The organism is Paenibacillus nanensis, assembly GCF_003583765.1.
Classification (GTDB): Bacteria; Bacillota; Bacilli; order Paenibacillales; family Paenibacillaceae; genus Pristimantibacillus; species Pristimantibacillus nanensis.
Window position 1 is genome coordinate 155,524 of the sequence record NZ_QXQA01000008.1, and the last position, 13,164, is coordinate 168,687.

General features: G+C 52.6%; 10 protein-coding genes and 1 riboswitch. Of the genes, 5 read left to right on the forward strand and 5 right to left on the reverse strand.

The features are described from left to right. Positions 1-69 precede the first annotated feature (69 nt). The 3 genes from D3P08_RS14200 to D3P08_RS14210 form a co-directional block, all read right to left on the reverse strand. Positions 70-789 carry a DUF421 domain-containing protein gene (locus tag D3P08_RS14200; RefSeq protein WP_119600358.1) on the reverse strand — a complete coding sequence of 240 codons (720 nt, stop codon included), beginning with the start codon at positions 787-789 and terminating at the stop codon, positions 70-72. A gap of 92 nt (positions 790-881) precedes the next feature. Continuing rightward, positions 882-1,394 (reverse strand): CBO0543 family protein, encoded by a 513-nt coding sequence (locus tag D3P08_RS14205; protein ID WP_240647515.1) that lies wholly within the window; start codon positions 1,392-1,394, stop codon positions 882-884. Positions 1,395-1,721: 327 nt separating this feature from the next. Beyond that, a complete protein-coding gene (locus D3P08_RS14210) occupies positions 1,722-3,752 on the reverse strand; it encodes a methyl-accepting chemotaxis protein (protein WP_119600359.1) in 2,031 nt (676 codons plus the stop codon). Between the two features lie 88 nt (positions 3,753-3,840). Then, positions 3,841-3,934: riboswitch (cyclic di-GMP riboswitch) on the reverse strand. Positions 3,935-4,257: 323 nt separating this feature from the next. On the opposite strand from D3P08_RS14210, the gene helD reads away from it, so the two are divergent. Next, a complete protein-coding gene (gene helD / locus D3P08_RS14215) occupies positions 4,258-6,678 on the forward strand; it encodes an RNA polymerase recycling motor HelD (protein ID WP_119600443.1) in 2,421 nt (806 codons plus the stop codon). 20 nt (positions 6,679-6,698) lie between these two features. Here the strand turns inward: helD and D3P08_RS14220 are convergent, their stop codons facing one another. After that, the gene (locus D3P08_RS14220; protein ID WP_119600360.1) at positions 6,699-7,940 is read right to left on the reverse strand and encodes an MFS transporter; all 1,242 of its coding nucleotides are present in this window, start codon (positions 7,938-7,940) and stop codon (positions 6,699-6,701) included. 67 nt (positions 7,941-8,007) lie between these two features. Then, positions 8,008-9,147 carry a winged helix-turn-helix domain-containing protein gene (locus tag D3P08_RS14225; protein ID WP_162848484.1) on the reverse strand — a complete coding sequence of 380 codons (1,140 nt, stop codon included), beginning with the start codon at positions 9,145-9,147 and terminating at the stop codon, positions 8,008-8,010. Between the two features lie 202 nt (positions 9,148-9,349). On the opposite strand from D3P08_RS14225, the gene D3P08_RS14230 reads away from it, so the two are divergent. The 4 genes from D3P08_RS14230 (at position 9,350) to phnE (D3P08_RS14245) (ending at position 12,988) form a co-directional block, all read left to right on the forward strand. After that, positions 9,350-10,450, forward strand: coding sequence for a phosphate/phosphite/phosphonate ABC transporter substrate-binding protein (locus tag D3P08_RS14230; RefSeq protein WP_206098965.1), 1,101 nt, complete (start codon positions 9,350-9,352; stop codon positions 10,448-10,450). Between the two features lie 125 nt (positions 10,451-10,575). Continuing rightward, positions 10,576-11,358, forward strand: a complete 783-nt coding sequence (phnC, locus tag D3P08_RS14235; protein ID WP_119600362.1) for a phosphonate ABC transporter ATP-binding protein — start codon at positions 10,576-10,578, stop codon at positions 11,356-11,358. After that, the gene (gene phnE / locus D3P08_RS14240; RefSeq protein WP_119600363.1) at positions 11,351-12,166 is read left to right on the forward strand and encodes a phosphonate ABC transporter, permease protein PhnE; all 816 of its coding nucleotides are present in this window, start codon (positions 11,351-11,353) and stop codon (positions 12,164-12,166) included. The genes phnC and phnE (D3P08_RS14240) overlap by 8 nt, the downstream gene beginning before the upstream one ends. Positions 12,167-12,181: 15 nt before the next feature. Then, positions 12,182-12,988: a phosphonate ABC transporter, permease protein PhnE gene (gene phnE, locus D3P08_RS14245; protein WP_119600364.1), complete on the forward strand. Its 807-nt coding sequence runs from the start codon at positions 12,182-12,184 to the stop codon at positions 12,986-12,988. Positions 12,989-13,164: the final 176 nt, after the last annotated feature.

Sequence of the window (13,164 nt, forward strand, 5' to 3'; positions counted from 1 at the left end):
AGATTAAAAAAACGGCAGCGTCATTCGGCTGCCGTTTTCCGCGTAATTTTCAATTATTTTAAGGGCGGGCTATAGCTCCAGCGGGTTGTTCAGACGGTCATTATAGAAATCAAAATAAAGCTGCCCGTCTGTGCCGCGCACCGCATAAAAAACATCGGTCAGCTCATACCCCTTTTTGCGAACGGCCTTCTCTAATGCTTGCCGGTCCATATTGGCCTCGCTTAGATGCTCCGGAATCAGCTTCCCTTCCATGATCAGTTCGATCGGATATTTCGACACCGATGGGGAACCATTACCCGTTTGTTTTTGAAAATCTTGAAAAGTGAGCGTCCGATACTCCTTCTTTTTAAGCACCGAGAGCTTCCCGTTGTTTTCAAGAAGAGCATATTGGACTTCGGTAATATCGAAAATATCCTTCTCGCGAAGCATCTCGTTTAAAGAGTCCAGCGTGTACTTGCTTTTTTTCATATTTTCCTCGAGCAGCTTCCCGTCCTCTATAAGCACGGACGGTTTGCCGAAGAATAGTTTTTCGGCGTTCCGGCTTTTCAAGGTTGTAAGCGATATAAGCCAGGAAGTCACAGTAAACACTGACAAGGAGATCAGCAGATGCAGGGTATTGATTTTTTCATTAAAAGCGAGATTCGCGGATATTGCGCCTAAAATGATAGCGGTAACGAATTCGTGAATATTCATATTGGACAAAGTCTTTTTGCCGATTATCCTTGTAATGACTAATAGAAGAGCAAATGCGGAGATGCTCCGGATTAAGATGGAGAGTTGCTCAGGCATTATTGTACCTCCGTACAATATCAGTTTGGAAATATTTTAATCCAGAACAACTTTTTCCATACTCCCGCCGCATAATTAGCGCCAGAATTAAACTAAAGCTCCCCGTCGTTGCCCCGTTTAAATGATCTTTGTCCTCCCGTTTGTTTTGAAATAAACCAAACATAAAATAAACGAGACACAAAAAAGGTCATGAGAAGCGTTACCCAAGTCCAGTACCAATGCCAAGTGATGTAGTGAATGAGATTCGTGTATTTTTCCAGCAGCACTTCCAATATCGTCATCCAGGTTGGGAAAAACAAATACCAGAGCGTTTTTTGGAGAATGCCTTTGTTTTCTGGAAATTTCAAATTAAATACGACGCAAATTGCAGGATAAATAAAATACTCAAACGAAAAACTGCTTCTCGATGCATAGGGGAACTCGCGAACAGGGTACTCAATTAATTTATGCTGCGCGACAAGAAGCCCAAACAACCAGGTAAGCATTTGCTTAAATGAAAAGATGACAAACGCTTCCCTAATTTGATTTCGCTGTGTCGTAAGTATTAATAACAAGAGTGCTAATAACCAGACTCCGATTAAAATGGTTCTCTCGATCGTATGCAAGTGTACGAACCCCGATTGTGTAGAATACGGTTAGTCTTGCCAATTGCACAATATTTATGATGAGAACAGAGTGTTCATATAGAAGGAGAGCGGCAAGCTGACAGCTTCGATGACCAGGAGCACGAAGTAGGAATCATTGATTCCTTGAGTCGAAGCTTTCATTGCTGGATGCTCGTCGGCCGCGCCTCCTATTTAGCATGATTCACACGAGAGCCTGGAGCGCGTCCACATAAGCAGCAGGTTGTACCCCTTCATTGTCCCAAAAAAAAGAAACCGGCAAAAATGCCGGTTTCCAGCTGGTCTTCCTTTCATGATGCGGCCTGGCGATTATAGCTTGAATTTTTCGATGGCGCTTTGCAGCTCCTCTGCCATACTGGTGACCATCGTTGCCGCCGCGGAGATCTCTTGCATGGAGGCAAGCTGCTCTTCGGTATTGGCAACGACCAGCTGCATGCTGCCCGCATTTTTTTCTGAAATGCTCGTCACATCGTCCATCGATACTTTGATGTTTTGCGCGTTTTGGGTCAGCTCCAGCGTTGCTTCCGCGACCTGCTTAATCTGCCTCGTAACGCCTTCCACCGCATGATGAATTTGCTCGAACGCTCCTCCGGCCGTTCCCACGTAATCGAGGCCGTTCTTCACTTCAGCGATCATATCGCCCATATTGACGACTACGGTATGCGTATCCCTTTGAATCTCCTCAATGATGGCCGAAATTTGATGAGCGGACGTATTGGATTGTTCGGCCAGCTTGCGAATTTCAGACGCGACGACGGCAAATCCTCTGCCATGCTCGCCGGCTCTAGCCGCTTCAATGGAAGCGTTGAGCGCAAGCAAATTCGTCTGCGACGCAATACCGGTCATGACGTCCACGATTTTTACGATATGCGAGGATCTCTCGCCAAGCGCCTCGATATCTTGAGACAGTAGTGCCGCTTTATCGTCGATAGAGTGCATTTGGTGAATTGCGGTCTGAATCGCGGCGGAGCCCTCCTGCGCTTGGATCATGGACCCGCTGGCCGCATCGGATAGCGTTCCGGCATGGTTGGAAATTTGGTCGATTTGAGCCGCCATTTCATTTATTTCCTGATGGGAGCTTTGGACGCTTTGCACTTGCAGGTCCGAACCGCCGGCGACCTCTTGGATCGCCATCGTAACCTGTTCGCTCGCATGCGTGCTTTGCTCAGAGCTTGCCTTCATTTGTTCTGCGGAGGCCGCAAGCTGCATGGCGTTTTCGTTGACTTGGCCGATCAGGCTCTGCAGGGATGCCGCCATGTTATTAAAGCTTTGCCCTAACCGGCCCAGCTCGTCTTGATGACGGATTTGAATCTGCTCGGTCAAATCCCCTTCACTGATCTTTATCGCCGCTTGATTCAACCGTCCAAGCGGGCGCATGATTGAAACGATGATGAGCGTTACGATAACAGCTCCAAGGATTGCAGAGATTACGAGAACGATGACGGAGCTATGTACGATAGGGGAAGCTTCGGAGCTGACCTCGTTCTGATACATGGTGCCCGCTAACTTCCAGCCGGTTTCCTTGTTCGTCAAAAACACCATTTTCTTCAAGTCCCGACCATTATGCAGATAGGTGAAATAGCCGCCGTCGCTTTTGTACAAATTGTCGTTTTGGACGTTCTGAGGCGCAGCTGATCCGATTTCGTTCGTCGGATGATACACAAACTTGCGTTCTTTATCCAATATGTAAATGTAGCCTTCCTTACCGATTGCGATGCTTTCGGTTAGCGCGAATATTCGATCGATCGAGATATTAACGGCAATCACGCCATTCCCGTCGGGTGTCGCTTTTGCTACGGTTACAACAAGATTATTGGTGGTATGAGACGTGTAAGGGGAAGTGATGATAACCTCTTGGCGGTTCTTCATCGCATCTTGATACCAGGGACGTTCTCTCGGGTCGTAGTCGGCCAGATTCTTGTCGGTGCCCATAGAATTGATGTAAAAGCCCGATTCGGTGCCTAATAAAGCGAGCTCGACTTCGTCATGGACATTTGTATAGGAGGCGAGTAACTGTCGAATCTGCTGGACCTCCGTTTCCAAGGGAGACGCCCCTGACAGGGAAATGGATTGCGACAAAAACGCCGTATCCTTTTTCTTCGCGCTAAAAAACTCATCGATGTTGGCATCCAACAGCTTCACATTTTCGGTAGCGGCGTTAATCATTTGCGAATCGATTTTGTCTCTAGCCGTTTGGTAGGATCCCCAAGCGACTACGGTCATTGGAATAAGGAGAATGATGGCGAAGGTTGCGATGAGCCGGTTTTTGATCGTAAAAAACGTGGCGGCGGATTTCTCCGGCTTAGACTTGCGTAAAAAACGTTGCAGCGGGGCTTTCATTCATGATGTCTCCTCTCAGATGTCTATCCATATGAAGATGGAGCACCAGGGAAGACGGTGGCAGCGGTCAAAGCATGTAATAGAAATCCCCGGCGGCCCGGCTGCCATCGTTTTATATGGAATAAAACATTAGGCCCGTGGCTTTGTGCCCCCGACTTTCGTAGGGTTTACCTTTTTCATATGGATACGATGTACTGTGATTATAGGACAAATTACCCGTCTGCGGTTGTGTCAAATATGTGAAGGAATAATATGACTTGGTTAATACAACCAGCCCCATGCAAAAAAAGAAACCGGCACAAAATGCCGGTTTCGTTCATTCTATAAGATTGCATAGCAAGCAACGTTGTGTTATGATGGGAAAGCTATTGTCAACTAATTGTTTACACAAGTAATGCATTATACTTTTTATCTACACTTCTATCTTAGCATGATGGTCTGCAGTCTGTCAAGTATTCTTTTTTAAGATGAATGATGATCGGTAAGGGAGCGTGTTCGTGGAATGATGAACCCAAAGGATTGGCGGCAGGAACAGGAGCGGCTGGATCAGGTAACGGCAAAGCTGAAGGCGAGAATGGAAGAGCTGGAGCCGGAGGTGTCGGGGCTTTATGGCCAAGTGACGGATATTCGCAAACGGTTCTGGGAAGAGGTCACGGTCAATACGGCAACGGACGAGGATTTCGAGGAGACCTTCTTCACCATTCAACAGCAAGCGGCGGTGCTGTCCGAGAGGGAGCGCAGTCACAAGCAGCTGGAGCTGCGGTGGAGGAGTCTAAACCGGCTGCTCCCTTCCCCTTACTTCGGGCGCATTGACTTCAAGGAGGATGAGCTCGGCCGAACCGAGCAAATCTACATCGGCGTATCCTCTTTCGTCGATGATGACGATATTACGTTCCTTGTCTACGATTGGCGGACTCCAATCGCGAGTATGTATTATGATTACTCGCCGGGGCCGGCTTCTTATGAAACGCCCGGCGGACGGATCGCCGGCGCGATGGAGCTGAAGCGCCAGTATCAGATTCGCGACGGCGCGCTCCGGAACGTGTTCGACACGAGCGTCACGATCGGCGATGAGCTGCTGCAGCAGGTGCTCGGGAAAGGCGCCGACAATCAGATGCGGAGCATCGTGGCTACCATTCAGAGAGAGCAGAATGCCATTATCCGGAATGACGCCAGCCGGATGCTCATCGTGCAAGGGGCTGCGGGCAGCGGGAAGACGTCCGCGGCGCTGCAGCGCGTCGCGTATTTGCTGTATAAGCACCGGGAGAGACTGAAGGCCGATCAGATCGTCCTCTTTTCGCCGAATCCGATGTTCAACAGCTATGTATCCACCGTTCTTCCCGAGCTCGGCGAAGAGAATATGCAGCAGACGACGTTCCAGGAATATCTCGATTATTGGCTCGGAACGACCTTCCGCATCGAGGACCTGTTCGACCAGATGGAATATGTGCTGACGGCTGAGTCGGAGGAAGGGTACGCCGCGAGATTGAGCGGAATTCAATATAAAGCGTCGGAGGCGTTTCTACAGGCGATACAAAACTATGCCGAGCGGCTGAAGAGGGAAGGCATGTTGTTTAAGCCTGTTCTGTTCGAGGATAAAGTGCTGATCACGGCGGAGCGGATCAAGTCCAAGTTTTACAGCTACGACGCAGCCGTAAGCCTGGCTAATCGCGTGATGCTCGTGCAGGAGTGGCTGCTGAAGGAGCTGACCTTGCTGGAGCGCAAGGAGAGGGAAGAGACTTGGGTGCAGGAGGAGCTTAATTTTCTCGACAAGGACCAGTACGTCGAAGCGTATCGGGAGCTGAACAAAGAGGAGGTTTTCTTTGCGTTCGGCGAGCAATATGCTGAGGTTCTAGAGAAAATGAACGACCCGGAGAAATTTGACGAAAGCGACTTCGATTATGCCGACCGGGAGGAGGAGGTGCTCCGCCGGATGGTGGTGAAGGAACGCTTTAAGCCGGTCCGGAGAAGCGTGAAGAAGCTGATGTTTTTAGACGTGCATGGCGTCTATATGCAGCTGTTCGGCGATGAAGCAGCCTATCGGGCGATGACGAATGAGGCGGAGCTGCCCGAGAGGTGGGCGGAGATGTGCGAGCAGACGAAGGAGAAGCTTGGCCGGTTCGAGATTTTTTATGAAGACGCCACGCCGTATTTATATTTGAAAGAGCTGATCGAGGGCGTCCGGGTCAATACGGAGGTGCGGCATGTATTCGTCGACGAGGGTCAAGATTATTCGATGTTCCAGTATAAGTTCCTCAAAAAGCTGTTCCCTCGCGCACGCATGACGGTGCTGGGCGATTTCGGGCAGGCGATCTTCACGCAGGCGACGAATCTGCAGGAATCGGACTCGCCGCTGCTTCAGCTGTATGGCGTGGAAGAGACGCATCTGATCCGGCTTGTCCGCAGCTACCGGTCGACCCGCGAAATCGTCGAGTTCACGAAGCCGATGCTGCCGGGAGGCGAAGAAATTGTTCCCTTCGACCGAAGCGGTGGGAAGCCGGTTCTCATTCAGACGGCGAGCGCGGAGAAACGGGCGGAGCGGATCGCGGCTGATCTTGCGGCGCTTCAAGCCGAAGGCTTCGGCTCCATCGCTGTTATCACAAAAACCGCGGCGGAAAGCCGCGATGCATATGAGGCCCTTACCGCCCAGGGGTGCCAGGCGCTGCGGCTTGTGACGAAGAAGACGCCTGTTTTCGAGAAAGGAGCGATGGTCATTCCCGCATACTTGGCCAAAGGCGTGGAATTCGACGCTGTACTTATCTATGAAGCTTCTTCTCAGGCCTATGGCCGGGAGAGCGAGCGGAAGCTCTTCTATACGGCATGTACGCGGGCGATGCACCGGCTCCTGGTTTACTCGACGGGGGAGTGGACGCCTTACATCCGGGATGTAAATCCGTCGTTATTTGAGATGGAGAGTCAGCCGTAATCGAATAGGAGAAGGCTCATTTAAGCCCCGGGAGAAGCGGTATGCTCTCGGGGCTTTTTCGTTCCCCATAACAACCGCTGCAGCAGGATGCCGGCAAGGCCGATTCCTAGGGTTGCAAGTCCAACAAGCAAGAAGGTCGCAGAAGCGCCCCGCCATCCGATCAACAGCCCGCCGCATAGCGGAGCGGCAATAAAAATGACGCTGGTAAGCGAATCGAAAATGCCGCTTATCCGGCCGATAGCGTCAGGAGGCGTCTCTTTCTGCAAAATATAGTTCATGCCGGTTGAAGTAAAGCCGGTGCCGATTCCGCCGAGGAAGAAGACCAGCAGCATGAGCCCAATCGGCGTCTCCGGCTGGAATAGACCTGCCGCGGCGAACATCAGTCCGATGAGTCCTACTCCTCCTCCCAGCAGCCAGCCGTATGCCGACAGCTGCCGAAATCGGCGCAGCCAAGCGACGCTTAGAAGCCCGCCGACCCCGATCGCGGATACGACCCAGCCCATCAGGTCGGGACGGGTCGGGGCGATCTCGCGGAAGAGGACGGCGAATTGGGCGTCGATCATTTGGATGCCCGCCATCCCGGTCAAGCTGAACGCGAGGCTTACCTGCAGAGCGCGGCTGCGGGTCAGGATGTGCCAGCCGTCCCGCCATGCGGCGCGCATGCCGGGCCTGTCCGCGGACATCGCCTCCCCTGCGGCCACGCGGCCTTGGCTGGCGGGCACCCGAAGCAGCAATAAGGCGGACAGGGTATAGGTCATGACGTTGACCGCCATGCAGACAGCGGGGGAAACAGCCGCGGCGACAGAGGCGCCGAGCAGCGGCCCCAGCACCTTGGACAGCTGGAAGACGGCTCCGTTAAGCGAGGTTGCTTGCAGGAGCTGATCCGCTTGGACGACGGATCGCGTCATAGCCTGCTGCGCCGGGTAGTGGAAGACGCGCGCGGTGGAACGCAAAGCGATGATCGCCAGCAGCGCGGCGGCATTCGGCGCAAAGATAAGCAGAACCGTAAGAGCGGCGCGGACCAGATCGGTGATGACCATCACATTCCGCTTGTTCCATCTGTCGGCTGCGACTCCCGCCAATTGGCCGAAGAGGATGCCCGGGAGGGCGAAGCAAAGCGGGTAAAGGGCGATCGTCATCGCGTCTGCTTTCCATACAAAGCCCAGCAGAATCGAGACAGCCATAAAGTCGAAATAATCGCCGAACGCGGAGAGGCCGTAAGCGGCGAATATTTTGGCGAAAGACCGGTTTTTCCTAAGCATAAATAATAAACCCCCTGCTGTGAAGTGAACGTTGTGTTCACTATAGCAGGGGATTGTCAGAGAAAGATCAGAGATGGCGTTCGAGCAGACGCCCCGCCTTAACCTGAAGCTCGTCGAGGCGGAATTGCAGGGCGAGCTGCTCCCATTGGCGCTGCAATCTTTGAGCATAAGCTTCATCGCAGGAGTGCGAATGCAGAAACAGAAGCGCCCTTCGCAGGTTGACGAGCAGGTGGGGGATGAAATGGGTCTCGCGCGTCGTTTCAACGCCCTCTTCCACCGTATGTCTTGCAGCGGTATGCGCGCCTTGCCGGTAGAGGAGCATTCCCTTCGCGACAAGAAAGGCGCCTCGTTCCCGCTGGATCGGGTGCTGAGCGAGCAGCGCTTCGCACTCCCTCAGCTTTGCTTCCGCCTCCCCGAGCCGGTTTTGCTCCATCCGCAGCATCATCTCCGCGATCAGGAAGACGGACGTAAAGCTTGGCGACTGAAGCTCCGCGATCTCTTCCCGGATCGCCTCCAATCCCCGCTGCGCCTCTTCCAGCCTGCCGGCTCCGATATCATGATGAATCGCGCCGAGCCGCAGATCGCACAGCCAGCTCCACTCCAGCAAGTGTCCTCTCGCAATCAACCCTTCATAATAGCGCCGAACGGTTTGATCCCCCGGCTGAGCCGCCTCGTAAACAAAGACGGCGTACGTAAGCTTCTTCCATAGATCCAGGCTGTCCGTTGTAAGCAGCCAATCCAAGTCGCCCCGGACAAAATGCAGGTAGGCATCGTAATAGGGATCCACCGGCAGGCTCAGAATGTCCCGATGCTCCGCCAGCAGCTGCATCGCCGCGCCCATGCCGAGCCCATGGTATTTGTTCATCATCCGATTGACGTCGGCGGCAAATTGTTCGTCATGCAGTAAGGGGCGAGCCTGGAGCTTCGGAGTAAGGCGAATCAGCTTATATCCTTGCCCGCGAACGGTCTCGATACGGAGGAGATGAGACCAGCGGGCTACTTTTTTGCGAATCCGGTAAATATGGTCGTCTACGGTCCGGTCGGTCGGCTCCTCGAGCGGCCATACCGCGTCGAGCAGTCTCTCCCTTGTGAAAGAGCGGCCCGCATGTTCATAGAGGAACTGGAACAGCGCGAATTCCTTGGGCAGCAGCTGAACGCTTTCTCCCGCGTACGCGACCTTGCCGGTATCCGAATCGAACTGGATCATAGCAGCACTCCTCTTTCTCTCGCATGCTTTATCTTTATTGATGATGGCACGGACGAAGGGGGAAAGCAACATAAAACCTTAATATCCCCATGACGTTGCGTTAATACAAGGCTCGTATCATGAGTAGCGTGCGACGAGATCGAAAGCGCTCGTATCTTGTAGACGAACTAACATCATTTTACTTATTTGGGGGTTATCGAAAGTGAAGAAGAGACTTTTTGTCATTGCTGTATTTGCGTTGGTCGTCGGCTTGCTCTCCGCTTGCGGCTCCAACAACAACAATGCGTCGAACAGCGGCGCATCGAACAACCCAGCGTCGACGAACAGCACATCGGGAGGCGGGGAGTCCACTCCTGCTCCGAAGGAGATCAAAGAACTGAAGGTAAGCTTCGTGCCATCGAAGGATCCGGAGCAGATCATTACGGCTACAGACCCGCTTAAGGAGCTGCTGAAAAACCAGCTGGCAACGCAAGGCTATAACGTTGGGAACGTAACGATCGATGTTGGCACAACTTATGAAGCGGTAGGCGAGGCGCTGACGGCAGGCACGACGGATATCGGCTTTATTCCCGGCGGCACATACGCGCTGTACGATGACGGCGCCGACGTTATTCTGACGGCTACTCGCGCCGGTCTGTCCAACGATTCGGATAATCCGAAAGATTGGAACGACAACAAACCGACGGAACCGACTTCGGAGCAAGCGACGTATTATCGTTCCCTGCTAATAGCTGGTCCTTCCGCAAAAGGCCAAGAGCTGGCTGCGAAAGTGAACAACGGCGAGCAATTGACATGGGATGATCTGAACAGCGCGAACTGGGCGATTATGTCGACAACTTCGTCCGCTGGCTACATCTATCCGACGCTGTGGCTGCAGAAGAACTATGAGAAGAGCCTGACGGACCTTGCGCATGTGGTGACTTCCGATTCCTACGGCAGCTCCATTGGAAGACTGGCGGCTGAACAAGTGGATATTATCGTCGCTTTCGCGGACGTTCGCAGAGATTATGTCGAACAATGGACAAAGGAATTCAACCGCACAAGCAGCATTTGGGACGAAACGAATGTGATCGGCGTAACGGACGGTATTTACAACGATACGATCAGCGTCAGCAAAGAAAGCCCGGTCATCGACGACGAATTGAAAGCGGCGCTTCAAGAAGCGTTCATCGCGATCGCAGGCACGCCGGAAGGCAAAGAAGTCATCAAGGTTTACAGCCATGAGGGCTACCAGGTCGCGCAAGCTTCCGACTACGATAACGAAAGAAAAGCGCAAGAAGTCATTAGAAGCATGAAGGAATAGCAGCGATTTTTAAGACCTGTGAAAACCGTAATGTAGATTTGTGAAAATGAGAGCATCCATCCCATGCGATGTTCTCATTTTTTCTGCTTTTTCTTTTATCATGACTAAAGGATTGGGGAACTTTCATGATCGAGTTTGTAAATGTGAATAAAACCTATGCGAACGGCACGATTGCGCTGAAGGATATCAATTTGAAAATCGATCAAGGCGAATTCGTCGCGGTGATCGGCCTCTCCGGCGCGGGGAAATCAACGCTGATTCGCTGCATTAACCGAATGCACGACATTAGCAGCGGGCGATTGCTTGTTCATAACGTCGACGTGGCGAAGCTGACCGGGAAGCAAATTCGCAGGTTCCGCAGAGGCATTGGGATGATCTTTCAATCGTTTAACCTCGTGACGAGAATATCCGTCATCCAAAATGTGCTCGTTTCCTTCGTGCCCGACCTCCCGATGTGGAGGAAGCTGACCGGCGTCTTCACCAGAGAGCAGAAGATGAAGGCGCTTGAGGCGCTGGATAAGGTGGGAATTTTGGATAAGGCGTATATCCGCGTCGATCAGCTGTCGGGCGGCCAGCAGCAGCGGGTCGCATTGGCCCGTACGCTCGCTCAAAATCCGGATATTCTGCTGGCGGACGAGCCGATCGCTTCGCTCGACCCGGTCACGTCCCGGATGGTGATGGACGATTTCAAAAAAATCAATCAAGAAATGAATATTTCCGTCATTATGAACATCCACCACGTCGAAGTGGCTTTAGAATATGCGGATCGGATTATTGGCATAAGGAAGGGCGAAGTGGTGTTCGACGGCGCGGCGAGCCAGGTGACGAAGGAAGTGTTGAGCGAGATTTACGGAGGCGGCTTCGGAGAAGGGCAATCCGCTTCAGAGGAGAGACTTGTCCATGTATGATAAGCTGTTTCCGCCCAAAAAAGTGCTGCTGCCAAACGGTAAAATCGTTCAGGAGAAAAGATCCCGCGTTCCGCTTATCGTGCTGATCTTAGCGGCGGCAACGGTTGTATCCGTCGAGTTTACAAATTTCAGCCTCAAGGTGCTGGCGCAGCGGATTCATGAGTTTTTCGGCATGGTCGGCGATATGATTCCGCCGAAGTGGAGCTACTTCCCGGCGATGTGGGACGCTTTGGCGGCGACCATCCAAATGTCGCTGCTCGGCTCCATGATCGGGGCTTTGCTGGCTGTACCGTTTGCGGTCCTCGCGTCGTCTAATGTCATTCGGAACAAATTCGTCGTGGCTGTATTCAAAATCATCCTCAGCCTGCTGCGGACGCTGCCCTCGCTTGTTACGGCGCTCATTGCCACTTTTGTTTTCGGACTGGGACCGACGGCGGGCGTCATTGCGATTTTGCTATTTACGCTTTCTTATGTCGGGAAACTGCTCTATGAACAAATCGAAAATGTCGATATGGGCGCATTTGAGGCGATGGAGTCGGCCGGCATGACGAGAATTCAGGCGTTTCGTTACGCGATTCTGCCGCAGGTGCTTCCGAGCTATCTGTCGTCCTCGCTGTTTTGCTTTGAGGGGAATGTGCGTTATGCGGCGATACTCGGTTATGTGGGAGCGGGGGGCATCGGGCTTCTCATTTCTGAAAATCTTGGCTGGCGCGACTATCCGCGCATCGGCATGATCATTCTCTCGTTGGTCGTGACCGTTTATGTCATTGAGACGGTTAGCGAGCATTTTAGAAAAAAGTTGATTTAAGGAGAATTCGGAGCTATGACGACAGTAGAGAAGCAGCTTCTCGCTTCCCCTCGCAATTATCGATATATTTTCATCCTGACGATTGTTATTCTTCTCTTGTTCGGCTGGTCGCTGACCGCCGCTAGCTTCAAGGATGTGAACCAAAGCGGGCTCGATATTGCGGGTAATATAGTGAAAGGGCTTGTTAACCCGGATCTTGAGCTTCTATTCAACGTATCCAAGCAGAGCGTCCTGTATTTGCTGGTGCAGACAGCTGCTATCGCCTTCTTGGGAACGATCGTCGGGGCTATTTTATCCGTGCCGCTAGCTTTTCTGGCCGCATCTAACATTGTGCCGAAGCCGATCGCCTGGCTGACTCGCTTGCTGCTCATCTTCATCCGCACGATTCCGGCACTCGTATACGGCCTTATGTTCATCCGCGTGGCGGGACCGGGGCCGTTCGCGGGCGTGCTGACGATTGGCATTACCTCGATCGGCATGCTCTCGAAGCTGTATGTGGACGCGATCGAGGAGCTCGACAAAGGAGTGCTGGAGTCAATGACTTCGATCGGCTGCACGACGTTCGAGAAAATCCGTTACGGGATTTTCCCGCAACTGCTGTCCATCTTCCTGTCGGTGACGATTTATCGGTTCGACATGAACATGCGCGAAGCGTCCATTCTAGGATTGGTTGGCGCCGGCGGGATCGGGGCGCCGCTCATCTTCGCGATGAATGCGTACAAGTGGGATCAGGTCGGGTCGATTCTGATCGGACTGGTAGTTCTCATTTTGCTGATCGAGTGGCTGTCCAACAAGCTCCGCGCGAAGCTGGTGAAGGGGTAGCAGGAACGGGGAGTGGGGCGCGGCGTTTCTGGTTCCGGTAAGCAGGTTTTTGCGTGCTACAGAACCAGATGCGGCGTTTTGAGCGCGAGTAAGCAGGTTTTTTCGTGTTAGAGAGCCGGGCGCGGGCGTTTGGAGCTCCAGTAAGCAGATTTTTGCGTCTTACAGAGCCAGGTGCG

What these genes read in the sequence shown, in the direction of transcription:
- phnE (WP_119600363.1), top strand. Translation starts at nt 11,351, where the DNA reads ATGTATGATAAGCTGTTTCCGCCCAAAAAAGTGCTGCTGCCAAACGGT.
- D3P08_RS14225 (WP_162848484.1), bottom strand. Translation starts at nt 9,147, where the DNA reads ATGATCCAGTTCGATTCGGATACCGGCAAGGTCGCGTACGCGGGAGAA.
- D3P08_RS14220 (WP_119600360.1), bottom strand. Translation starts at nt 7,940, where the DNA reads ATGCTTAGGAAAAACCGGTCTTTCGCCAAAATATTCGCCGCTTACGGC.
- D3P08_RS14200 (WP_119600358.1), bottom strand. Translation starts at nt 789, where the DNA reads ATGCCTGAGCAACTCTCCATCTTAATCCGGAGCATCTCCGCATTTGCT.
- phnC (WP_119600362.1), top strand. Translation starts at nt 10,576, where the DNA reads ATGATCGAGTTTGTAAATGTGAATAAAACCTATGCGAACGGCACGATT.
- phnE (WP_119600364.1), top strand. Translation starts at nt 12,182, where the DNA reads ATGACGACAGTAGAGAAGCAGCTTCTCGCTTCCCCTCGCAATTATCGA.
- helD (WP_119600443.1), top strand. Translation starts at nt 4,258, where the DNA reads ATGAACCCAAAGGATTGGCGGCAGGAACAGGAGCGGCTGGATCAGGTA.
- D3P08_RS14210 (WP_119600359.1), bottom strand. Translation starts at nt 3,752, where the DNA reads ATGAAAGCCCCGCTGCAACGTTTTTTACGCAAGTCTAAGCCGGAGAAA.